Consider the following 23783-nt stretch of genomic DNA (forward strand, 5'->3'; position numbering starts at 1 on the left):
CCTAATTCTCCGAATAAAGTTTAGATACTATTCTGTTTATAAAAACTTCTGACTCAGGATACGTTGTTTTTTCAAGTTCAAAAAATTTCCTGGCCTCGTTTCTTTGTTCATTTTCATAAAGAAGCTGCCCGTACTCGGCGTATAATCCTGGAGCAACTCTCCTTTTTTGACTGTCGGATGTTTCTATAACTTTCCTGAGTTCTTCTATATGCTTCTGAGTATACTCCTTGTCAGCGCTTTTCATTGCATAATTAACTGAAGATTTAGGATAATCTCCCCAATAATAGAGAGAAGTATTTGTTGCACAAGCAACAACACTGAAAGCAATTAATAAAGCGAATATCAAACTTTTGATCATGGCAATTTTACCTCATAAGTGCTATTTGAACCCAAGTAAATTTCTTTTGACATAATGAGTAAATTATCTTTTGTGTATACTTTCAGTTCAACCTTACCACTTTGAACTTCGTAGACTGTGTTACTGTTGCTGTCTATGCATTCATTCTCAGCTAACTCTGCCTCATTCCGTTTAATAGTGCAATGTTCAAGCTCAAAAGTATACCTTTCATTAACTGTTATCTTATATGTAGCAAACGCACTTTTATAAAATTTGAGATAACCAATATCTCTGGACTGAACAGTTGCTTCTCTATAACCGCACCCAACTAGTATAAATGTAACGAAAATAAAAAATATGAGAACCTTACTTTTCAACATATAAATCCTCCAGATTCAGTTTTGAAAAATTACCTTCTTCAATAATGCAAACAGAACCTTCGTCAGTGTAGTTGGAACCAAACAGTTGCACGACCTTTATCTTGCCAAGTTTAGTTCCTGGAAGCTCAATCAGAGTACCAGTCTGAGGATTCTTGATTTTTTTACCCTTTTCATACACATTGAATATTTCTCCAACAATAATACCTTGATTCTGCCCTCCAGCAATAGTAATTGTCGATTCATCAAACGTAAGAATATATGAACGCCATGGTTTATTAAGAAGATTGTTCATTAACCCATCAACAACGCTGTTGATTGCTGCAGAAATGGCCTTGTCGTTCAGGGTTGAATCATAACCTACATGTTTACCCACGCCGAAAGCAGAACCTGCTTCACTTAAAGCTTCACCACTGCCTTCCTGTGCAAAAATAATAATACCAGTTTTTACATCAATGAGTCGAACACTTACTTTCGCATAAGCAACCTGTTGTATGGAACGAGAGAAAACACCAGTTTCTGAAACAGTTTTTCTTCCAAACTCACTTACAGACCCAACAATAAGGTAATCAGCGTTAATTTTCAGTGATTCAAGGCGATGAGCATCTATTTCTTTTTTAAGGAGTTCATCATCACTACGCTCAAGAAGGATAAACTTTCCTGATTGTGTAAGCTTTGCAGACAAAATATCTGTGGCTTGTTTTTCAGCATTGTAGTCATTATTTAAGCCGAAAAGAGCAGATTTTGAATACATTGCTTCGTTTCCAAATCGAGCAATAGCAACCTTCCTCTTGAGGATATGTTGTTCTTTCCCAATAACTTGAGGCTGAACAACTGTAGGTACATCAATTTTAATTACTGTTGGCGTAGTAGTACACCCAAGCAAAAATAGCATTAAAAACATAAGTAAAATATTAAGCTTAGACATTTCCTCCCCCTGTCTCTTGTGTTTTTTGACCAATTATTTATTATTCACAAATAAACAAGATATGTCTATACGAAAAATATATTCACAGAGTTCTTTTATTGTTTAAAGTGAGAAATGAACATTAGTAAAAAAATACAATCTGCTACTAACTCATTTCAATTTGCCAATACCAGCACACCCGCGGTTTTCCGCAGTTCAGCCGCAGTCAGGAGAAGGTTCAGCCTTGCCGCCCTCATATCGTAGAGAGCCTTTTCCGCTGCCGCTCCCGCCTGCATATACTTGGATTCGCTCACCAGTCCGGCTCTGAGCCTGTCCTTCATCTGGCGGAAGCTCTCCATCCCCAGTTCCGCCGCTTTCTCGGCTGTTTTCAGTGCGCCAGCGGCATATTCAAGCCTGCCGCTCAGCCTGTTCAGCTCCACATCAAGCCTGCCCCGCACGTTGCGCAGGTTTTCCGAAGCCTGAGTCACCTGTGCGTTTCTCTGCCCCACCAAACCCTTGCGTTTGCCCCAGTCAAAAACGTTCCACTCAGCCTGCACGCCGAAGGTGGTTATGCTGCTGTCAACAAACGGTACTCCGTCCTGATAGGTATGCCTGACGAACAGACCCAAATCGGGGATATATTCATCCTTCGCGGCGCTTCTGGCGTGCATTGTTTTTTTCAGCGCATACTCAGCCGCCTGAACATCAGGGGAGGTCAGATAAGCCTCTGCCGATGTGATATTCACATTTTCAGGTTCATCATCAAATGTGTCTGAAAGAACGATTTCCGTGTCCTTAGGCAGGTTCAGCAGATCTCTGAACTGAGCCCTGAGATCCGAAAGCCGTGTCTCAGCGGCTATGACGTTCTGCCTGCTGTTGAGGAGCCCTGTTTCAGCCTCCATCACTGCGGATTCCAGCACATTGCCCGCATTGAAAGCGTCACGGGCTTCCATAACGGCATGCTCAAAGGCTCCGACATACACTCTGTAAACTGCCGACTGCTGCTCCGCCAGAAGAATGCCGTAATAAAGCTGCCGCACGGCAAAGGCTGTTTCGTTCACAGCCTTTCTCTGCTCCGCTCCGGCTTTTTTAAGATCGGCGTCTGCGGCGCCTGCGCCCTCATTTATTTTAAAAAGCTGTGTCAGCGGCTGTTTTAAGGTAGTGCTTACAATAAACAGGGAATTGCTTCCCTGATCTATCTCAAGGTCTTCCGTGGGAAACCCGCCGAGACCGGGCACTGTGCCCAGCGCGCCTTTGTCTATTGTCACTACGCCGTTGTTGCTCGTCTGAGTATACATGGATTCCACTGACAGCATGGGAAAATAATCCGCCCGTGCCGTCAGTTTCGCCGCCGCCTGCTCCTGTATTTTCGCCTCGGTTATTTTCAGGTTCCGGCTGTTTTTAAGGGCATATTCCTCCGCCTGTTTCAGAGTGAAGGTTTCGGCATTTGCCGTGCCCGCAAACAACAGCAGAACTAAAACGGCAGCGGTTGATGTTCTGCCTTTCCTTGACATAACAACTACATACAGCACAGGGACAACAAGAAGCGTAAAGAACATGGAGAATACAAGCCCCACGGCGATAACACTTGCCAGCGGGCTCCAGAGGCTTGAACCGGAGAGAATCATGGGAGTAACCCCGACCGCCGCCGCCATTGTGGTAAGAAATATGGGACGGAGCCTGCGTTCACCCGCTTCCGTAGCCGCACGCTCCAGACTGTGCCCCTCGGCGGTTTTCTCCTTTATGTAGTCCACAAGGATTATGGCGTTTCTCACCACTATTCCGCAGAGGCTGATCAGCCCCATGAACGCCGTGAAACCGAAGGGATTGTTTGTGATAAACAGCCCGAACATAGCGCCCGGCAGCGCAAGAGGTATGGACGACATAACCACAAGCGGCTCTCTGATATTTTTAAACTGCACAAGAAGGACGAAGAATATCGCGGCAAGGCTTATGCCGAGAGCAACCACCATCTGCGGAAAGGTCTCCTCCCTGTTCAGCAGTTCGCCGCCGTAGCTGATTTTATATCCTGCGGGAAGCTTTATAGCCTCCACTGCAGGGCGCACATCACCAAGAAGAGCTGAGGCGTAATAACCTTCCTTAACAAAAGCCCTCACAGTAAGCGTGGGGACTCCGTTTCTGCGGACTATGCGGCTTGCCTGAAGCTCCGGTTTGAGCTCCGCAACTGATCGCACGGGAACCTTTGCGCCTGTCAAGGGAGAGGTTATGTAATAATCCCCGATGTCTGAGAAGCTTTTCCTGTTCTCCTCATTAAGCCGCAGCACGACGGGAATCACTCGCTCCCCTTCCCTGTAGTCGGTGACTGACAGACCGTCAAACCCGCCGTAGAGATAGCCTGCTATGGCTGATGCGGGAATACCCAGCCTTGCGGCGGCGTCCGTATCCACATCAACATCTATCATCATGGAATCATTGAAGAAATCCGTATGCACGAAGTCGGAGTAAGGCACTGCGGATATGATTCCGCTTATCTCCGCGCCGATGCGCTTAAGCTCCTGAATATCATACCCGCTTATACGCACCTCAACAGGAGCCTCAAGGAGATTGCCCTGCTGAAGCTCCTTCACTATCACAAGCGCTTCCGGCGCCGTTTCCGCCAGAGTTCTTCGCAGTTCATACACAAGAGCGGATGTTGCCTCCTCTGAGGCAGTATTCACTATGAACTGACCGTATGCAGGGTCCGGCTGCTGAGGATTCACGTTGTAATAGAATCTCGGTGCGCTTCTGCCCGCAAATGAGGCAAAATGACTAATATCCTTGCGGCTGCCGAGTGCTTTTTCTATGCGGCGCATAATATCGTCTGTCGTCTCTATTCTGGAGCCCTGCGGCATCCATACATCAATCACAAACTGGTTGCGCTCGGCAGACGGAAAGAACTGCTGAGGAACATACCTGAAATACAGCCCGCCCAGAAGAACAGCGGATATGCCCACCACGGCGGCAAGGTATTTGCGCTTCATGAATATGCTGATTGTAACGGCGTAGGCATTCTGAACCCTGTCAAGCACTGTGCGTTTCCGCTTTCTGCCCGCTGTTTCATCATGCAGCCCCTTTTTGATGAAGAACCTGCACATAATCGGAGTCAGCATGACGGCGACAATGAACGAAACAGACAGGGCAATGGATACTGTTTTCGGCAGAGCGGAGATAAATTCGCCCACCGAGCCTGTGAGTATGAGCAAGGGCAGGAAAGAGAAAATAATTGTCAGAGTCGCCGTGAGCACGGGAACGAAAACATCCCCCGCAGAACGCCACGCCGTATCCTCCTTCGGCACCTTTCTGTCCAGCAGTTCCACATAGTTATCCGCTATCACTATGGCGTCATCCACCACAATTCCCAGCACCATTATGAGAGAGGCTATGGAAACCTGATGGAGCGCTATCTCAAAGGTGTTCATTAAACCCAAAGTAGCGCATAGGGTTACGGGAATAGCGACAGCCGCTATGACAGCTACGCGAATAGGCAGCAGAATGATCGTTACGAGTATTACAGAGGCTATGGCGAGCATAAACTCATGGGTGAGAGTGCTCATCCGTTCCCTGACAACTGTCGGCTGATCCGCCACGAGATCAAGTGACAAGTCCGGAGGGAGTATGCTTTTCAGCTCCGTAAAAACCCTTCCGATTGATTCGCCCAGTTCGACTATGTTTTTCCCTTCCTGCATCTCAACGGAGAGCAGAAGAGCCGCTTCGCCGTCATAACGCACCATGAATGAAGGGTCTTCGTACACCCGTTGGACATCCGCCACATCTTTCAGATAGATAGGGTGTCCTGTTGTGCGGGAAACATCTATCAGCGTGTTTCTGACATCATCCTCGGCACTGAAAAACCCGCCGGTTTTGATTGGAATCTTGTTTTCCGCCGATTCAAAACTGCCGGAAAAGCCTGTCACGTTCCGTTCCTTCAGCGCACGGGCGATCTTCATCGGGTCTGCGGCATATGCGGAAAGCCTTTCGGAATCAGTAGAAACAGTTATCTGCTCCTGCTGCCTGCCGTATACGGCGAGCTTGCCCACTTCCCGCACTGAGCGGAGTCCGTCCTTTATTTTATCAGCGTAATCACTCAGCTCCCTGTAGCCGTACTTTCTGCCGTGAACGGCTATAAGCATCGCCACGGTGTCGCCGAAATCGGAGTTTACAGACACTCCGGCGACCCCTTCGGGGAACTCGGAGCGGGCTTCCGTAAGCTCATTACGCAGCTTCGCCCAGAAGAGATCCGCCTCGGTGACGTAATCCTCAAGCTCAACATTTATCACAGCCAAACCCGGACGGCTGGTTGAATAGGTTTTACCCTTTCTGATCTCGGGAAACTTGAAAATATGCTCCTCAAGCTTTACAGTGAGCCGGCGTTCCACCTCCTCTGAGGTTGCGCCCGGATATACCGCAAATACAAGACCTGTGCGGATAGTGATTGAGGGGTCTTCGGTTCTGGGCATCTTCATAAAGGCGTGGATGCCCGCTATCACCACGGCAAGGGTAATAACGACCGTAACTATAGGGTGGTTCAGGGAGCTTTTGATGAATTTCATAACCGTCACTCCGCTGCCGGCTTAACGCCGTTTCCGTCCCTGAGCCTTTCCTGTCCGGCTGAAACTATTGTTTCATCACCTTTCAGACCGTTTTTTATCTCTATGGATGTTTTATAAAGCCTGCCTGTCTCCACTTTGACGGCATAGGCTCTGTTTTCTTTGACTACAAAAACCGCCGGAGCGCCCTGAGCATCCCGCACTATGGTGTTAAGCGGCACAGTGAGCATGTCCGCCCGCTCGGATGTCTTAACGGAAACATCCGCAGCCATTCCTATTTTCAGTAGCTTGCGGGGATTCTGCACTTCGATCTTCACAAGGTATGTTCTGGTGGCGGGATCAGCGGAAACATTCACAAGCCGCACAATACCCTCAAAAACCTGTTCAGGCAGAGCAGCAAGGCGCACCTCCGCTACCTGACCTGCCTCCAGCAGGCGTATATCCTTCTCGGGAACGCCTGCGCTCACATCCACAGGGTCAAGCTTCACAATCTCAGCAACTGGGGAACCGGCTGAAACTGTTTCTCCTTCGGAGACGAACCTTTTGGACATATATCCGTCACTGACGGCGTAAAGCTTTGTGTCGCCTAAACTCTTACGTACGGAAGACAGAGCCGCCTCAGCCTGCCTCAGCGCCGCCTTAGCCTGCTGTTTGTCCTCTTTCTGTCCGCCGTTTTTTGCCATTTCGTACTGGCGTTCCGCAGATTCGTAAGCTGCCCTGAATTTCAGATAATCATTCGGGGCGAGACTGCCCGAATCATAAAGCGTTTTCATTCTTGCATGCTCATCCTTTGCCCGCTCGCAGGCTATGCGTGCCTGCTCAAGCTGTTCGGGGCGCACGGGACTGTCCGCCTTTTCGTATGCCGCTTTCGCCATCTCAGCCTGTGCCTCCGCCCTCTGCACCGCAAGCCTGTAGTCGGTCGGATCAAGCTCTGCTATGAGTTCCCCCCTGCGGACAAACTCCCCCTCGCCGGGGACAATCCTCATGACTCTGCCGGAAACAAGGAATGACAGCTTCGCCGGAGCATCCTGAGAGGTCACTGCTCCCCCTGCCGAAACTGTGAGATTGTCATTAACATGCGTCACTTCTGCTGTCTTCACCGGAATATATGTTTCATTATCCGTTTCCCTTTTATCTCCGCACCCCCATAAAACAAACAGAATCATAAGCAGTGTCAATGACTTTTCCATGCTTTTACCTCTCTTGCGTTTAAGCCGCTGAAACCGCAGGCTATACAGTATTTATATCATCGCACTTTGAGTATGTCATTTCAACAATATAGTCAATAAAGTTGTCAATTATCAATTTTCTAAACAGTGATATTTTTATCATTCGTAAACTGTCGAAATATTTTCAGGACACGGAAACGCACTATTAAGCATACAGTTCATATGTGAGTTATTATTTTCATATGACTATTAATATAATCATATGAATCTTTTTAAAAAGGTGTTATAGTTGACAAATTTTATTCGCAGGGGATCGTCATGAAAATTTCATTCAGAATGAAAATTCTGCTTCCGGTAACGGTAAGCGTAATCATCGCTTTCCTGTTCACGGGAATAGCCTCCTACAGGGCTGTCAACAGGGAAACGGTCATAATCGCGCAGAACGATGTGCGTAATATGACATACAGATACGGTCATCTGATCAAAAGCAGCGTGGAGCAGGCTCTCAGCACATCGCTTACTCTTTCCGCTTCCGCCGGAGCCTTATCTGAGAACGGCGGCGCCATACCCCGCAAAAAGATTGCCGACATGCTGAAAAAAGCGGTCGAGGATAACCCCGGTCTGTTTGACGCATGGATAGTCTGGGAACCGGATATGTTTGACGGAAAAGACGCTGAGTTTGACGGTACAAACACCGCAGGCACAGGGGAAAACGGGCAGTTTGCTCCTTTCGCCGTGCGCCTCGGCGGTGCAGTCAGGCTTGCGGCAGCAGGCGGTATGTACGAGTCCGACTGGTCATCGGACTGGTATCAGAAACCGTTTCAAACAGGAAAACCACACATAGGCGAGCCGATCACCCGTGATATTGGTGATGAAGTTGTCACAACTGTATCAATAGGTGTTCCCTTCACGGTAAACGGGAAAACAGCCGGAGTAGCCGGAGTGGACATATCCGTCGCGCTGTTTGACGGGCTGCTTTCAGGCGTAAATGTATATGATTCCGGATACACATTCATGCTCTCCAAAAACTACACAGTTCTTGTTCACCCCGTCGGTGAGCTTGTGGGCACAAGAGCCCGCCTTGCCGACACCATAAGCCCGTATCTGGACAACGGCGATGAATACTTCGTGGAGACTGTCTCCTCCCAAACCGGCAAAACCTCGTACACCCTCTACTCTCCCATTGAGATAAACGGAACGGACTACAGCTATTTCATAGGCTTAAGCGTTCCGATAGATGAAATAATGAAAGCCGTCCAAGTGATTGAGATTACAATAGCCGTTGCGGCTGTAATTGCGGTGATTGTCATCATTGCCGTTATACTCCTCATTGTCGGTTTTCTGGTGCGTCAGCTCGGCGGGGAACCGCATGAGGTTGTGGAAACAGTCCACCGCATAGCGGGCGGAGACTTCACAACTGATATTAAAACCGCGGTAAACGACACCTCAAGCCTCACGTACGCTATCAAGGAGATGGTAGCTGGCTTAAGCGGGATGATAAATAACGTAACGGAAGCGGCTGACAGACTGCGGGAAGCCAGCATAAACCTCTCGGCAGGAGCTCAGCAGCTTTCCAGCGGCATGACGGAGCAGACTGAACGCTCGGGGCTTATCACCATCGCCTCAAACGAAATGAGCTCAACAACGGGCGACATAGCGAAAAACCTCACGGAGATAACATCCTTCGCCCAGCAGACAACGGAAAAAGCCGTCAACGGAGACAAGGTTGTCAGTACCTCCCTGAAAGCTGTGGAAAAGATAAAGGATACAGTTGATCAGTCCGCTGTGCTTGTGCACTCCCTCGGCGAAAAATCACAGGAAATCAAGGATATTGTCAACGTAATCAGCGATATAGCCGACCAGACAAACCTCCTTGCCCTCAACGCCGCCATAGAAGCCGCCAGAGCGGGCGAAGCGGGCAGAGGCTTTGCGGTGGTGGCGGATGAGGTACGCAAGCTCGCCGAACGCACTCAGAAGGCAACCACCGAGATCTCAAACCTTGTTCAGGGAACTCAGACAGAAATGAACAACGTTATTGTGTCCATGGAAGGGGTTACATCGCAGGTGCATCAGGGAGTGGAATCCTCCCGTCTCATAGGCGCTGTTCTGAAGGAAATTCAGGAGGGTGTCGCCATGCTCCAGTCCATGGTGGAGAATATTTCCAGCGCCACGCAGGAGATGGCATCCACCAGCTCGCAGATTCAGCAGGACATAAGCTCCATCTCCTCCGTTTCCAATGAGGTTAAAACCACCTCCGACCATCTGGCGGAAAGCGCCTCCGGTCTGGAGCACATCTCAGACAGTCTCAGAAAGCTGATGAGACGGTTCAGATTAAAGGCATAAACATTTTCCGGCTCCTGCGGCAAAAACGCTTCAGGAGCTTTTTTTTATTTTGATCCTCAAATTATTTTCTATATCTGCGTTTTATCGATTGACTTCATCTGCGCTCCTGTTATCATTACATATGAACATATAAGCATATGTAATGGCATAACGGAGCGCCGCAATGGTTAAAGAAACAGAAAAAGACCTGTGTGATGAAAAATGTATCCACCCGCAGTCCATATGCCTTGTCAGGCAGAGCATGCTTGATGAGAACACAATATACGATCTCTCGGAAATGTTTAAGGTGCTCAGTGAGCCTTCAAGGATAAGAATACTCCACGCCCTTTCAAGACGTGAGCTCTGCGTCTGCGATCTTGCGGAGGCGCTGGGCATGAACCAATCGGCAATCTCCCACCAGCTCAGGATACTCCGCAACGCCAGACTGGTCAAATTCCGTAAGGAGGGCAAAGAGGCTTGGTACTCTCTGGATGATGAGCACGTTATAACCCTTATGTGTCAGGGGATTGAACATATCTCACACGGAAAAGGAAAATGAGCATGATAAAATTCAAACATCTTAATAACAAATGCGCCGATGCCTGCTGCTCGGGCATACACGGAAATGAAATGCCTCACAGAGATACAGAGGTGAAACAGACACGCTCCGCATCCCTTAACATACAGGGGCTGGACTGCGCAGACTGCGCCGCGAAGCTTGAGGGCGCAATACAACGCATGGCGGGAGTGACCGAAGCGCAGATAAATTTCGCCGCCGCCAAGTTGAAGGTGGTTTTCGATGAAGCTGTTCTGAGCATAGATGAAATAATAGGAACAGTCACAGGCTTCGGCTACAGAGCATCCGAAAAAACAGAAAACGGAATAACCGCTGTTTTCAAGCTCTCAGGGCTCGACTGCGCTGACTGCGCCGCGAAGCTGGAAAAACGCATAAGCTCTATAAAGGGTGTGAGTTCCGCCAAGGTAAATTTCAGCACATCCAAAATGACAGTCACCCACTCCGTTCAGGAGGAGGAAATAATAAACGCAGTCAGGCAGGCAGGCTATCAGGCTGTGAAACACGGCGAAAAGGCTATGGTTAAAACATGGCGGCAGCAGCCGAGAATGCTTTCGGTTATCGCAGCGGGATTCATTCTGGTTTTTGCGGCAGTTCTTGATAAATCAGGTTCAAATGATTCCGTGGTAACGGCTCTCTATGCCCTTGTGATGGCGCTCGGCGGCTTTCATGTGGCAAAAAGCGGTTTCTACGCCCTGAAAAGCATGACCCTTGACATGAACTTTCTCATGATAACAGCGGCAGTCGGCGCCGCGGCTATCGGAGAGTGGAGCGAAGGGGCGACTGTTGTTTTCCTCTTCTCCCTCGGCAATGCTCTTCAGGCTTACACTATGGACAAAACCCGCAGCTCCATCAGAGCTCTTATGGAGCTCGCCCCGCCGGAAGCCCTCGTCCGCAAGAACGGAGCTGAAACATTGATGCGTGTGGAAAACATTGATATAGGCGATATTGTCATCGTCAAACCCGGCGAGAGAATAGCGGTTGACGGAACCGTCTCCGGCGGCTCATCCGCAGTGAATCAGGCGGCAATAACAGGCGAATCCATGCCTGCGGATAAAAACGCTGGCGATTCGGTATACGCCGGAACAGTGAATACTCACGGCGCTCTGGAGATTACCGTCACCAGAAAGGCGGAAGATTCCACGCTCTCAAAAATAATGCACGCCGTTGAGGAAGCTCAGGCACAGAAAGCGCCCATGCAGCAGTTTGTGGACGTTTTCGCAAAATATTACACCCCTGCGGTGATACTCGGCGCAGCGGCTGTAGCCGTTATACCTCCCCTGCTTTTAGGGGCGGAGTTCGGTACATGGTTCTACCGTGCCCTTGTTCTTCTTGTTATATCCTGCCCGTGCGCACTTGTAATATCCACACCGGTTTCAATAGTTTCCGCCATAGGCAACTCATCCAGAAACGGCGTACTGATCAAGGGCGGGGCATACATGGAGAAACTTGGTCAGGTCAAGGCGATTGCCTTCGACAAAACAGGAACCCTCACTCACGGCAGACCGCAGATTACCGATATTGTCCCACTCAGTCCGTCCTTCTCGGAGCAGGATATTCTTACACTCGCCGCTGCTGTTGAAAAATGGTCGGAGCATCCCATAGCGAAGGCTGTCACAGCCGGAGCATCGGAATACTCGGTTCAGTATTCCGAAAATTTCAGGGCATTCCCGGGCAAGGGAGCAAAAGCCGATGTGAACGGAAAAACTGTTTACGTTGGCAGCGTCAGGCTTTTTGAAGAAGCCGGACAAAGCGCAGCCGCTCATGAGGAAACCCTCCGCAGGCTGGAGGAACAGGGCAAAACGGTGATATTCATCGGCTCCGCAAATGAAATATTCGGCGCTGTCGCAGTGGCGGACACTCTCAGACACAACAGCAGTGACGCAGTGCAGGCACTGAGAAAAACAGGGATAACCCATATAGCCATGCTCACCGGAGATAACAGAAGGGTAGCGGAGGCTGTAGCCGCCGATCTTGACATAGACAGCATATACAGCAGTCTCCTTCCGGAGGATAAGTCCTCCGCAATGAAGGAGCTTAAGAAAAAATACGGAACAGCCGCCATGGTTGGCGACGGTGTGAATGACGCCCCTGCCCTTGCCGTTTCGGACATTGGCATAGCCATGGGTGTGGCAGGCTCCGACACTGCCCTTGAAACAGCAGACATAGCGCTGATGGCGGACGACTTAGGCAAGCTCTCATACGTGATAAGGCTGAGCCGGAAGACCCTTGCGGTTATAAAGCAGAACATCACATTCTCCATAGCGGTGAAGGTGCTCTTCATTGCCGGAACCTTCTTCGGATTCGTGAACCTCTGGCTCGCCGTACTTGCCGATATGGGGGCATCGCTTCTTGTCACGCTGAACGGAATGAGGCTTATCAAAAAGGTCTGAAAAAAATACACGCCCTCCGCCGCAAAAAGCCGCAGGGCGTTTTTTTATGACGGAAATCACATTTATTCATACTGAGAGGGTTAATAACATGGTAATCTATACGATAAAACATACATAAAAAATATTAAGGATGTTCCATGATCTGCACTGAGGAAACACTGAACTCATTAAGCAGAAAAGACCTCACAGAAGCGCTCTGTTTCATGGATGACTGCCTTAAATGCGAAAATGACAGAGAGTTCGACAGCCTTCTCAGGGATTTCGGCTCTTATCTCGGTTTTGAATATGTTCTCTGCTGTTATATGCACTCCACCTACCGCAGAGCAAACAAGGTAAATATACTCAACATATCCAACCCTGCTGAATGGATGGATGAATACGAAAAAGAAAATTATGTGCAGGACGATCCTGTGCGGTATGAGCTGGAGCAGCGGCTGAGCAATAACGAAACGGTTTCCTTCATCCACTGGGACGAATACGAACGCTCCCTCTCCCCAAAGGAGCTACAAATAATTGAACGGAGAAGGCACTACGGACTGAACTACGGTTGCTCCGTTTACACCAATTCGCAGTCGAAGGATTTTACATTTCTCATCTCTCTTGCCGATAAAGAAAAGGAAGTCGACAGGCGGACTGAAATTCTCTCAACTCTGCTTATCCAGCACATGATGAACGCCAAGAAAAGGCTGGACACCACCGCCCTTGTAAACGCTCTCACCAAGAGGGAGAAAAGCGTTGCTGACTGGATTCTGGACGGCAAAACCAACTGGGAGATAGCCGCGATACTCAACATCAGCGAAAACACCGTGAAATATCACGTAAAAAACATCTATATCAAGCTTAAAGTCTCCGGCAGGCAGGAAGCCATAGCGGTAATGCTGGCGGTGAGATACTTAAGCCTGTAATCTTCCGCTGCCTCACGAAATTAGACGTATCAAATTTTTTTCGCTCTTCTTAATCTATATCAAGTTTATCTCTCAGGATGGATGCTATCTTACCAATATCACGTTACGGAGGATGCACTATGAAAATCACAAAGGAAATGACAGTCTACAAGGTTGTCTCAGAGTACCCGCATCTGAAAGAGATTTTTATAGAATCTGGCTTCAAAAGCATTACTGACCCAATCAAGTTCAACACAGTCGCCAAGGTTATCAGCCTTGAAAACGCATGCAGGATGAAGGATGTTGACCCGGCAGCCTTCCTTGAAAAGCTTAATAATGCTGTGGGCGGAGGCTATGACAAATCAGCGGAAATGGAACGCCATATTGATATTGATAAGTCAAGAGCGGATAAAATAGCGGCAATTGTACACAAATTCTTTGACGGAGCGGACAAGACTCTCCTGCAAAAGAAATATGACACAATAGCGCCAGTCACGGCGGCAGAATTTGCCTATGCCGAACAGCTTATATCCGATGCCGGAGTTCCGGACAGCAAATTTGAGAATGAAATAGGCGGAATCATATCCCTTTTCCGCTCGTCCCTTGAGAGTAGCGCAATTCCCGTACTGCCCGCAGGACACCCCGTATCAACATATATCAGAGAAAATGCCGAGATACTCAAGCTCACAGCAGAAGTCAGAAAGGAGCTTGAAACAATCACCCCTGACAGGGAGAACCTGCTCCGGCTTTATAAAAAGCTTAAGGATGTCAACCTGCACTTCATCCGCAAGGAAACACAGCTTTTCCCCTATCTTGAGAAAAAAGGATTCGACAAGCCCACAACTGTTATGTGGTCACTCCATGACAGGATAAGAAAGGGGATCAAGGACAGCATAACAGCACTTGAGCACGGAAGGCTTGACGAGTTTCTTAAGATTCAGGAATCACTGCCCGAAGAAATAGACGGTATGACCTTCAAAGAGGAGAAGATCCTTTTCCCCACTGCGCTTATGATGCTGAGCGAGGATGAGTGGAAGCTGATAAGAAGCAATGAAAAAGAGCTTGATTACTGCCTCATCGGGCAGCCCGAGGAATGGGGCGGAAGCATACAGGCAGCCGGAACGGATTTGAACGGATTTGTTAATCTCGGTGAAGGTATCCTCTCCTTTGAACAGCTTAACGCCGTTTTCAGCCACCTTCCGTTCGATATATCATTCGTTGACGAAAACGACAGAGTAAAATTCTACAATGCCGCTCCGAACAGAATTTTCCCCCGCAGTCCGGATGTTATAGGGCGTGAGGTCAAATACTGCCATCCGCCGAAAAGCGTTGCCACTGTCATGGAAATTCTGGATTCATTCAGAAACGGCGGGAAAGACAAGGCGGAATTCTGGCTCACCCTGCACGGCAGATTCCTTCATATCAGATATTTCGCCGTGAGGAATGCAGGCGGCGGATACATGGGCACACTGGAAGTGATGCAGGATGCCACGGAAGTCAGACAGCTTGAAGGAAGCAGAACCCTGCTCTCGTGGGAGTGAGTGAGGACAGGTTTTGCAGCATAAGCTTATTACCTTGATAATCAGATACTTAAAACAGTATAATGGGGGTGGTTTTTATTCTACCCTCAGGTTATCAGGTGCGCGGCATGGGAAAAACGTTACCAAGGTTCAATACATTAATATATAAATGCGCGGCGGTTTTTATGCTGACCCTGCTGCCGGCTGCGCCGCAGAAAGCCTTTGCTGCGGGCGATGGTCTTAACGGCACACTGAGCCTTGTCATTGAAAACGACATTTTTTACAGTGACCAGTATTACACTAACGGAGTGCGTGCCTCGTGGACTACCGCTGCGGACAAAAAACCTGACTGGGCGCTGAACGCCGCCCGTCTGTTCCCGTTTTTCCCTGATAATTCCTCTGTGCGGACTAACTACGCCATAGGTCAGAACATGTACACCCCGAAAGAAACCGATTCCAAGAATCCGCCTTCGGATGACCACCCCTATGCGGGCTGGCTGTACGGTTCTGTGGGTTTAATAGCCGAAAACGGTCGGCAGCTTGACCAGATCGAGCTTACTCTCGGAATAGTCGGTTCCGTGTCACTCGCCGAACAAACTCAGAAATTTGTTCATAAAGTCAGAGGTATTGACATACCCCAAGGCTGGGATACCCAGCTTAAAAACGAACCCGGAATTGTTCTCACTTACCAGCGAAGCTGGAGAAGCTATGTTTCAAAATCATTTATCGGAGTGCCCTTTGACCTCACACCTCACGCAGGCGGAGCGTTAGGCAATGTTTTCACATACGCAAATACGGGGATTACCCTGCGTTACGGAAAAGGGCTGCCTGTCGACTACGGACCTCCGAGAATCCAGCCAAGCCTCCCCGGTTCAGGATTCTTTGTTTCACAGAAGGATTTCAGCTGGTATCTTTTCGCAGGGGTAGAAGGCAGATACATCGCCCGCAATATATTCTTAGACGGCAACAGCTTTACCGACAGCCGGAGCGTGGACAAGGAGCCGTTTGTCGGCGATCTTCAGATGGGTGTGGTTGTGACAAAAGGCAACGTGCGTCTTGGATATACCAAAGTATTACGTACACGGGAATTCAAAAGCCAATCCTCCGACAGGCAGGACTTCGGCGCATTCAGCCTTTCCATGCAGTTTTGAGGGATGGTGGGCTATTTATAGACCGTGCTGTGATCTCAGATATTTATTGGAATAATCTTTTCTTTACTGTTGAATTTTCTCTTGATTTTGTTCTCACTTTTGTTAGCTCATAAAAATGAAATGGCACATAGAATTTGTTAATGATATTGTTGAGCAGGACACTTTGGAGTAGTCGGCAGATATACTTGAGAATTTACTTCATATATTTGAACTGATTGAGAGAAATGGAATAAATTTAGGCAAGCATTATATAAAATCTATGTCTGGTCAAGCATGCTAAGACTGAGGAACTGAACTGAAAATATTTGTGGGCTGATGAGCTTAAAAAGGCGGAGCTTGCAGCTCCGTTGGGGGTAGTTATTACAGGGGGCAAACAATGAAAGATAAATTTATTGAACAGTTTAAAGAAAGAATAGTATCGATAATTCTAACACCTGTTTTCATTTTCTTCTTGTGGAGCTTGCAGCAGCTTACCAATGGTCTGTATGGGAAGATAGAACCTATTATCCTTGAACATATCTCAAAAAGATTGCTTTGGGTTGTTGTAATTATGGAAGCAGTAATGATTATCATATTACTATTCGTTGTTTATATCCTAAAACCAAAGGGAATGAGTTTAAAATATGGTATTTATTGGGATAAAGACAAAAACCCTCATTGTCCAAGCTGTAAAAAACCTCTGAATAGCTATGATGACTACGGCATAAATGGTATTGGATTTTATTGTAATAGTTGCAAGTTAGTTCATCCAATGTCCAAAAAAGGAATTTATTTAACAATTTCTGACGCAAGGAAAATCATGGATAATATGTAGAAAATAATAGTATAAATTGTATACATAAAGAAAAGACTACATCTTTCTCTTAAAGTGTGCAAAACAAAAACTACAATCATAAATAATTGATAAAAAAAGAAAAAAAATCGGGGAAACAGGATTCGAACCTGCGACCCCCTGTGCCCAAGACAGGTACGCTACCAAACTGCGCTATTCCCCGATTATTTAAGGAAGGGAACTATACTATTCCCGTTTATCTCTGTCAATAGATAAAAAAAGAGGCGGAAGCACCCTGCCTCCGCCTTCTGTATCCCTCTCTAAACAAGCTCTTCGAGAAGAGCCGTCACATCTCTTTTGCGAACCTGCGCCTTTTCGATTTCGGGGTGCATCTCATTGTAGGAAGGATGCCCCTCTGCCTTGTAGAAAAGCCCGATGGGAAGCTTATCCTTTGTTTTTGAGAGCTTTAATGCAGCATCAGCGTCCGTCACATCGTGGTTTTCGATTTTAACAACCCTTTCCTGATAATACTCATACTGGTATTTTCCGCCGAAGGTTACGCACGGCTGAAAAACATCTATCAGCGCAAAGCCGTTGTGGTTCAGCCCGCCGAGGATAAGCTCCGCAAGCTGCTCCGAATCGCCGGAAAAGCCTCTGGCAACGTATGTCGCTCCGGCATCTATTGCGATTGCGATGGGGTTAAGCGGCTCATCCACAACGCCGAACGGAGTGGATTTGCTGGGCGAGCCTACATCATTGGTGGGGGATGCCTGTCCGGTTGTGAGACCGTACACCTTGTTATTATGCACAATATAGGTGAGGTCGACATTGCGGCGCATAGAGTGGACGAAGTGTCCCACACCCATGCCGTAGCCGTCCCCGTCGCCGCCGTTTACGAGAACCTTCATATCAGGGTTGGCAAGCCTTATCCCCGTGGCAACGGGCATTGTTCTGCCGTGGAGCCCGTGGAAGCCGTATGCGCGCACATGGTTTATCATTTTGCCTGAACAGCCTATACCAGAGACAAGCGCGAGCCTATGCGGTTCTACACCAGCTTCGGCAAGGGCTTTCTTTATGCTGTTCCAGATGGCGAAGTTACCGCAGCCCGGACACCATACGGGTTTTTGTCCTGTGTTGTAATCGAGTGCTTTCATTTCGCCGCCTCCTCTGCAAAGCTTACAATCTCTTCATTGAAAAACGGTCTGCCGTCGTATTTAAGGAAAGTTTTTTCAATTATTATGCCCGTATTCTCGGCGATTATGCCTCTGAGCTGGGCTGTGTAGTTGTTTTCCATCACACAGAGGTTTCTTCCCTCAAGCATTTTCTTAACCTTGTCCCAATTAAGGGGAATGACGGCGGGAAAATGTATAAAGTTGAATTTATCGGTATGTTTCATGGCTTCAAGCAGCATCATCTTCACCGAGCCGAAGCATACGAAGGTAAGCGGCGCGTCCTTTTTGCCGAAAAGCTCAGGGTGCGGCATATCGTCAGTGAGAGGCTTAAGCTTGCGGAAGCGTCTTTCCACCTGACTTTTGCGTACGTCCGCCTTATCGCTCACGAAGCCTTCGTCTGTGTGCTCGTTACTGCTGGCTATGTATAGCCCGCCCTTAGTCCCGGGGATAACTCGCACACCCACACCGTCTTTCTTTTCGGTGAATCGGTTGAAGTATGCCATGGGTTCTTCCTCATTCCCTTCAAATATATAACCACGGTTAACCTCACCTGTTTCAGGCATTTTTTCAGCCATGAAGTGGGATTCGGAAAGGAATTTATCCAGAAGCACAAAAACGGGAATGTGATATTTATCAGCGAGGTTCAGAGCATCAAAGGTAAATTTGTAGCACTCCTCCACACTGCCGGGGGAGTAGACAGCTCTGATAAACTCGCCCTGAGAGGCGTTGATGATATATTTGAGATCCCCCTGCTCCGTCCATGTCGCCATGCCCGTTGCGGGTCCCGGTCTCTGTGAAACGGCAAGTACGATGGGAACCTCAGTGATCGCCGCCAGTCCGAGACCTTCGTTCATTAGGCTGAAGCCGCCGCCCGCCGTGCCTGTCATGGCTCTTGCCCCTGCGAAGGATGCTCCCACAGCCATGTTTATTCCGGATATTTCGTCCTCCGTATGCTTAACCACCAGTCCGTGCTCTCTGGTGCATTTGGCAAGGTAGTGAAGTATGGATGAGGCGGGGGTCATGGGATATGTGCTGAAGAATGTCAGACCGCCTGCTACGGCGCCGATTGAAGTTGCCTCATTCCCTGTAACATAAAGAGCGGGAGCGCATTTGTCCGGCGAAGGTTTACAGACAACGGAATAACGCTCCTTAACAGATTCATAGCCTTTTTTTGCCGCATCAACGTTTATTTTTGCCACCTTTTCCTTGTAGGCTGCCATAAGGTTTTTCTCAAGCAGCGCAAAATCAAGACCGAGCAGAGCAGCGGCAGCGCCGAGGGCGACGGAGTTTCTCATTATGTCCGGTCCGTCCATCTCTTTGACTATGTCCATAAGCGGAACATCGATTTTCTTGGCTTTAATGTCTCCGGCATTTTTCAGATTGGCGAAATCGCCTATAACATAAGTGCCTTCCTCAAACATTTCCCTGTTGAAGCATTCATCGGAAAGCGCAACGTACATATCGATCTTTTTGTAGGGAGCGGTGACCTCAGTGTCTCCGAACGCTATCTGATAGCAGTTGTAGCCGCCTCTTATCAGCGAAGGGTACTCAGGGTAACCATGCACATGGTATCCGCTCGCCTTAAGGACTTTGGCAAACATAGGACCGGTGGTCATAATGCCGAATCCGGCAGGACCGCCGATTTTCCAAACGTAAACAGAACTCATGACCTCTCCTTTGTTTATTTGATTTGCATATCCATTGGATATTATAACATAAAATTTATTGTTTGATCCTCACAACAGGCAGCCCCCACTTTCTGCGGAGCGAAATCATCCTCAGACTGAAAACAAATGATGTAACCAGTATAAAGCTTATGCTTTTGTTGATTCCTGCGTAATGACAGAGGCAATAGATTATGCCGCCGAGCATGGCGGCGCTGGCGTAAATCTCCTTCTGGAGCACGAGCGGTATCTCCTTTGAGAGTATGTCCCTGAACATGCCGCCGAAGGTTCCCGTGATTACCGCAAGCATCACCGCGCCCGCCCAGCCCACATCATAAGCCAGACCCACGGAAACACCCGTAACTGTGAATACGCCGAGACCGAGAGCATCCATAGTGAGGAAGAGGTGCATCTTGCTTTCGAAATGCTTGTGATAGAAAAACACTGCGAATGAAACAACTACCGAAACTATCAGATAGTTGTAATCTGCGAAGATGATAGGCGGGATTTTGCCCACCATTATGTCACGGGTGGTTCCGCCCCCGACAGCGGTTACAAGGGCGAGGAAAGTCACCCCGTAAAAGTCCATCTCTTTACGCACGCCCACCAGCGCACCGCTGACGGCGAAGGCGACTGTTCCGATCATGTCCAGAATATACGGTATTGTCATAAAAGCATTATATCAGGCAGCAGCTATTTTGAAAACGGGGAAAAGATTAATGGGGAATTAAATATTACATTACTCCGGGCAACTTTCTTAATGCTAAATTTATTTGATTCAACGAAATTATTTTGATAGTATTTATCAAAATAAATAATAATACACTGCCTGTAGGCTGTGTATACTTATGTGCAGGATAAACCCGCCAAGACAAAGGTTACAAAAGATAATACATCAAATGTCAAAATCACTTACAGAGATTCCAGCGGCAACTACGCCGAGCACTTTCCGCAGATCGTTACTGAAATGCTGAACAAAGGCACGCTGAACCCTGTGGAGCTGGATAATGAGACATGGGAAGAATACGTAAACTCAGTAAACGAAATGCGGACGGAGAGATTCGGTAAAAATTGACGCTGCTCAATGTTCTTTTGCCTGAAAATGTACTATCATTCGGGTATGAAGAAGGAAAAACGGGTAATTAAGGACGAAAAGATTTTACGCCGTTTCATAGGCGTTTTCTGTCGTGAAAACCACGGCAGCGGAAAGGAACTTTGCCCCGAGTGCGCGGAGTTGCTTGCCTATGCGCTCAAACGGAATGAGAAATGCCCCCTTGACCCTAAGCCGAAGTGCAGGGACTGCAAAATACACTGCTACAAGGCGGAAATGCGCAGGAAGATACGGGAAGTAATGAAGTTCAGCGGTATCTGGCACATTAAGCGCGGTCGACTGGACTGGGTGCTGCATTATTTTTGGTGAAGATGTTTCTGAGTTCTTCAATAACACAATAACTGCTTGGTTTTATAGAATTTAATGTTTGATGTTGTTGTAGCAGCCCCAAGGATGGGGCTGCGCCGTGTACAGTGAAGCCGAACAGTGTTCGGCGCGGGCGTGTACATCAAACTGACAGGATGACGCATTACCGTGTCACTGCGAGGAGCGACGCGACGCGGCAGTATCTAAAATATACTGAGAGATCACTTCACTCTTTCAGGGTTCGCAATGACGCAAAACAGTCCCGAAAGAAGAAATCCCCATCCGATCCCCCTTTATAAAGAGGGAAGTCATTGCTGTTAAAAACCCCCTTTTCAGGCTATTTCCTGATGAAAACTTCAACCGATTTATGAAGCTGATCCATGGAGTCTTTCATTTCGGTGAAGATACCGAGAAGGTCGTTAACTGTAGCGGTGCTCTGGCTGACCATAGTTCCGGAGCTCTGCACCATTTCGTTCACACTGCCGATTGCCCTGTCCCTTTCATTAAGCGTCTGCTGCATGGTGAGAAAGGTTGTATTGAGAGATTCGCCTGATTTCACGATCCCTTCAAATACTTCCCTTGTTTTCGCCATGACCTCCGCACCCTCCGCCACCTTGTCCTCAGTGGTGCGCATATCGTTCAGGATACCGGTGATGTCAGCGTTAAAGCCGCCTATGATGTCACCTATATTTTTAGTGGCGTTGCGTGTTTTCTCCGCCAGCTTACGCACCTCATCAGCAACCACGGCAAAGCCTCTGCCGTGTTCTCCTGCCCTTGCCGCTTCTATTGCAGCATTGAGAGCGAGAAGATTTATCTGGTCGGTGATGTCGTCTATCACACTGAGAATGCTCCCCACCTCTCGGGATGATTCCCCGAAAAGGAGGAGCTTACCGCCGAGCTGCTCAACAGAAGTGCCTATACCCTCCATCTGGTCGGATAGAACATTCATATTCTGTCGTCCGCCGGAGGTGCGTTTTTCTGTCTCCTGAGTAACTTCCCTCGTCAAATCAAGGTTGCGGCGCATCTCAAGCCCTGCGGATTTTACCTTATCCATTTCCTTAAGCAGGAGCGAAAGATTTCCCTCCTGTCTGCCCAAAACCTTTGTGAGTTCAGTCTTCTTCCTGTCGAACTGACTGAAATCCTCCTCTGTCCTCACGGAGATCTCGTATATTTTTTTCACAAGCTCATCCAGTCTTTCCAGAAAACTGTTCATGTGGTTAGAGATGTTCGCAATTTCGTCCTTGTAGAAAACAGGGATGCGTTTTGAAAGGTCACTGCCGATGGAATTGATCTCTTTTCCGATGAAGTCCAGCCTTTTAAAGGCTATGCGGTCAAACATGAGATACAGGACGGCAAGTATTACAAGAAAAGTCAGTCCGGCGTAGAAGAAAACACCGCCGATCAGACTGCGTATCTGCGCCAGCATCTGACTTCTGTCCATCTTGATTACGATGTCAAAGCTTTTACCCAAAAATTCCGCACGATCCTTGGAGAAGATATAGCCGTTTCTGCCTGCGTCAGTTATCTCATCGGTGAGTGAAGTTTGCGGCAGCGCGGCGAATTTCAGTGTTTCGGGATCGTCCGCACCGGCAGGCATGTTCATCAGAAGACCTGATTTATCCAGCAGGCGCAGATAGGTGTGTTCATCTATTCTCTCCGGCAGAAGCGACATTACAGTGTCTCTGCTGAGTGTCACAATGACAATCCCTGTTCGTATATCATCAGCGTTTATATGCCTAGCCATGTAGGCAACAGGTCTGCCGCCGTCAATTTCAGACGGTTCAAAGTCGGTAAAAAGTGTCTCGGTAACGGGCATTGAAAGAGCATTCCCGAATGTTTTTCCCAGAAAGCTGTCCTTGTGCACACCTGTGATAAGATTTGTTGCAAAAGCGTGGTTCCTGTCAGAAGAGAAGATTATCACACCCTCACTGTCCACTATGTACATAGAATATATGTGATACGGCTCCATGAGAAGCCTGAAGCTGTCGTAATAATTTGAATAGACAAAGTTGAACTCTACCGGAAACTGCATGGTTTCCATCTCGTCCAGACCTGCTATGTTTGTGTATTGCAGTACAAGCTGGCGGAAGTCCTCATCGGTTGAGAAGTCAGCTCTGTCCATCCAGTTCAGCATCTGCCTGTTTCCGGTCTTCTCAAAGAAAGCTCTGAGCCCCGGAGCCATCATCTCCGGATCAAGGGAGGGGCGTTTGTTCAGCTTGTAATAAGCAGAAGCTATGCTGTAAAAGCCCTCGGTTACGTAACCGTTTTTCGCAAAGCCGGTCAGAAACCTGTCCACCGAGCCGAGATAGCCAGTGAACCGCTCGGACATGACTTTTTTGAGTATTTCCGCCTGCTGCCCCTTACTCTTTGCAAGTTCCCCTTTTCCCTTCTGAATCAGCACCGAAGATGAAACAAACGTAATAAGCAGAAGCGAGCAGACAAGCATGGCGCTTATCTTCACTTTCAGGCTTAAGTTTCTGATTATCCCTTTTTTCATGTATATCCCTTCCGTAACAGCTTTTGTTATTACAATGTTATGAATGGGATCGGAAGTTATCAGATAAATGTTAAATTAAT

At 48.0% G+C, this 23783-nt stretch carries 18 protein-coding genes and 1 tRNA gene; 9 read left to right on the forward strand and 10 right to left on the reverse strand.

Going from position 1 to position 23783, the window contains the following annotated elements:
- Nucleotide 1: 1 nt before the first annotated feature.
- The 5 genes from EP073_RS09785 to EP073_RS09805 form a co-directional block, all read right to left on the reverse strand.
- Nucleotides 2-358 (reverse strand): DUF4810 domain-containing protein, encoded by a 357-nt coding sequence (locus EP073_RS09785; protein ID WP_128466968.1) that lies wholly within the window; start codon nucleotides 356-358, stop codon nucleotides 2-4.
- The gene (locus EP073_RS09790; protein WP_128466969.1) at nucleotides 355-717 is read right to left on the reverse strand and encodes a hypothetical protein; all 363 of its coding nucleotides are present in this window, start codon (nucleotides 715-717) and stop codon (nucleotides 355-357) included. Before EP073_RS09790 ends, EP073_RS09785 begins: the two co-directional genes overlap by 4 nt.
- Nucleotides 704-1642, reverse strand: a complete 939-nt coding sequence (locus EP073_RS09795; RefSeq protein ID WP_128466970.1) for a CsgG/HfaB family protein — start codon at nucleotides 1640-1642, stop codon at nucleotides 704-706. The genes EP073_RS09790 and EP073_RS09795 overlap by 14 nt, the downstream gene beginning before the upstream one ends.
- A gap of 155 nt (nucleotides 1643-1797) precedes the next feature.
- Entirely contained in the window at nucleotides 1798-6171 is a 4374-nt protein-coding gene (locus EP073_RS09800; RefSeq protein ID WP_128466971.1) for an efflux RND transporter permease subunit, read from the reverse strand.
- A 5-nt stretch (nucleotides 6172-6176) separates the two neighbouring features.
- Nucleotides 6177-7358, reverse strand: coding sequence for an efflux RND transporter periplasmic adaptor subunit (locus tag EP073_RS09805; RefSeq protein WP_128466972.1), 1182 nt, complete (start codon nucleotides 7356-7358; stop codon nucleotides 6177-6179).
- A 297-nt stretch (nucleotides 7359-7655) separates the two neighbouring features.
- Here EP073_RS09805 and EP073_RS09810 point away from each other — a divergent pair, with 297 nt between their 5' ends.
- The 7 genes from EP073_RS09810 (at nucleotide 7656) to EP073_RS09840 (ending at nucleotide 16995) form a co-directional block, all read left to right on the forward strand.
- Complete coding sequence (locus EP073_RS09810; protein WP_128466973.1) at nucleotides 7656-9680, forward strand: methyl-accepting chemotaxis protein; 2025 nt, start codon at nucleotides 7656-7658, stop codon at nucleotides 9678-9680.
- Nucleotides 9681-9843: 163 nt separating this feature from the next.
- On the forward strand, nucleotides 9844-10218 hold the full coding sequence (locus EP073_RS09815) for an ArsR/SmtB family transcription factor (RefSeq protein WP_128466974.1): 375 nt from the start codon (nucleotides 9844-9846) through the stop codon (nucleotides 10216-10218).
- Between the two features lie 2 nt (nucleotides 10219-10220).
- Nucleotides 10221-12626, forward strand: a complete 2406-nt coding sequence (locus tag EP073_RS09820) for a heavy metal translocating P-type ATPase (RefSeq protein ID WP_206617461.1) — start codon at nucleotides 10221-10223, stop codon at nucleotides 12624-12626.
- Nucleotides 12627-12763: 137 nt separating this feature from the next.
- Complete coding sequence (locus EP073_RS09825; RefSeq protein WP_128466975.1) at nucleotides 12764-13531, forward strand: helix-turn-helix transcriptional regulator; 768 nt, start codon at nucleotides 12764-12766, stop codon at nucleotides 13529-13531.
- 119 nt (nucleotides 13532-13650) lie between these two features.
- Nucleotides 13651-15051, forward strand: a complete 1401-nt coding sequence (locus EP073_RS09830) for a PAS domain-containing protein (RefSeq protein ID WP_164885330.1) — start codon at nucleotides 13651-13653, stop codon at nucleotides 15049-15051.
- Nucleotides 15052-15215: 164 nt separating this feature from the next.
- Nucleotides 15216-16181 (forward strand): lipid A deacylase LpxR family protein, encoded by a 966-nt coding sequence (locus EP073_RS09835; RefSeq protein WP_128466977.1) that lies wholly within the window; start codon nucleotides 15216-15218, stop codon nucleotides 16179-16181.
- A 376-nt stretch (nucleotides 16182-16557) separates the two neighbouring features.
- Nucleotides 16558-16995: a hypothetical protein gene (locus tag EP073_RS09840; RefSeq protein WP_128466978.1), complete on the forward strand. Its 438-nt coding sequence runs from the start codon at nucleotides 16558-16560 to the stop codon at nucleotides 16993-16995.
- A gap of 107 nt (nucleotides 16996-17102) precedes the next feature.
- Here EP073_RS09840 and EP073_RS09845 read toward each other — a convergent pair.
- The 4 genes from EP073_RS09845 to EP073_RS09860 all read right to left on the reverse strand — a co-directional run bounded on the left by EP073_RS09845 (nucleotide 17103) and on the right by EP073_RS09860 (nucleotide 20459).
- Nucleotides 17103-17176: transfer RNA gene (locus EP073_RS09845), tRNA-Pro, on the reverse strand.
- A 97-nt stretch (nucleotides 17177-17273) separates the two neighbouring features.
- Entirely contained in the window at nucleotides 17274-18107 is an 834-nt protein-coding gene (locus EP073_RS09850) for a thiamine pyrophosphate-dependent enzyme (protein ID WP_128466979.1), read from the reverse strand.
- Nucleotides 18104-19792, reverse strand: coding sequence for a 2-oxoacid:acceptor oxidoreductase subunit alpha (locus tag EP073_RS09855; RefSeq protein WP_128466980.1), 1689 nt, complete (start codon nucleotides 19790-19792; stop codon nucleotides 18104-18106). Before EP073_RS09855 ends, EP073_RS09850 begins: the two co-directional genes overlap by 4 nt.
- 55 nt (nucleotides 19793-19847) lie before the next feature.
- Nucleotides 19848-20459 (reverse strand): trimeric intracellular cation channel family protein, encoded by a 612-nt coding sequence (locus EP073_RS09860; RefSeq protein ID WP_128466981.1) that lies wholly within the window; start codon nucleotides 20457-20459, stop codon nucleotides 19848-19850.
- A gap of 180 nt (nucleotides 20460-20639) precedes the next feature.
- On the opposite strand from EP073_RS09860, the gene EP073_RS09865 reads away from it, so the two are divergent.
- Both EP073_RS09865 and EP073_RS09870 read left to right on the forward strand, forming a co-directional pair.
- On the forward strand, nucleotides 20640-20864 hold the full coding sequence (locus EP073_RS09865) for a hypothetical protein (protein ID WP_128466982.1): 225 nt from the start codon (nucleotides 20640-20642) through the stop codon (nucleotides 20862-20864).
- A 45-nt stretch (nucleotides 20865-20909) separates the two neighbouring features.
- A complete protein-coding gene (locus EP073_RS09870; RefSeq protein ID WP_128467813.1) occupies nucleotides 20910-21209 on the forward strand; it encodes a nitrous oxide-stimulated promoter family protein in 300 nt (99 codons plus the stop codon).
- A 334-nt stretch (nucleotides 21210-21543) separates the two neighbouring features.
- On the opposite strand, the gene EP073_RS09875 is transcribed toward EP073_RS09870, so the two are convergent.
- Nucleotides 21544-23703: a methyl-accepting chemotaxis protein gene (locus EP073_RS09875; protein ID WP_128466983.1), complete on the reverse strand. Its 2160-nt coding sequence runs from the start codon at nucleotides 23701-23703 to the stop codon at nucleotides 21544-21546.
- Nucleotides 23704-23783: the final 80 nt, after the last annotated feature.

Origin of the sequence: Geovibrio thiophilus (genome assembly GCF_004087915.1) — a bacterium.
Taxonomy (GTDB): domain Bacteria; phylum Chrysiogenota; class Deferribacteres; order Deferribacterales; family Geovibrionaceae; genus Geovibrio; species Geovibrio thiophilus.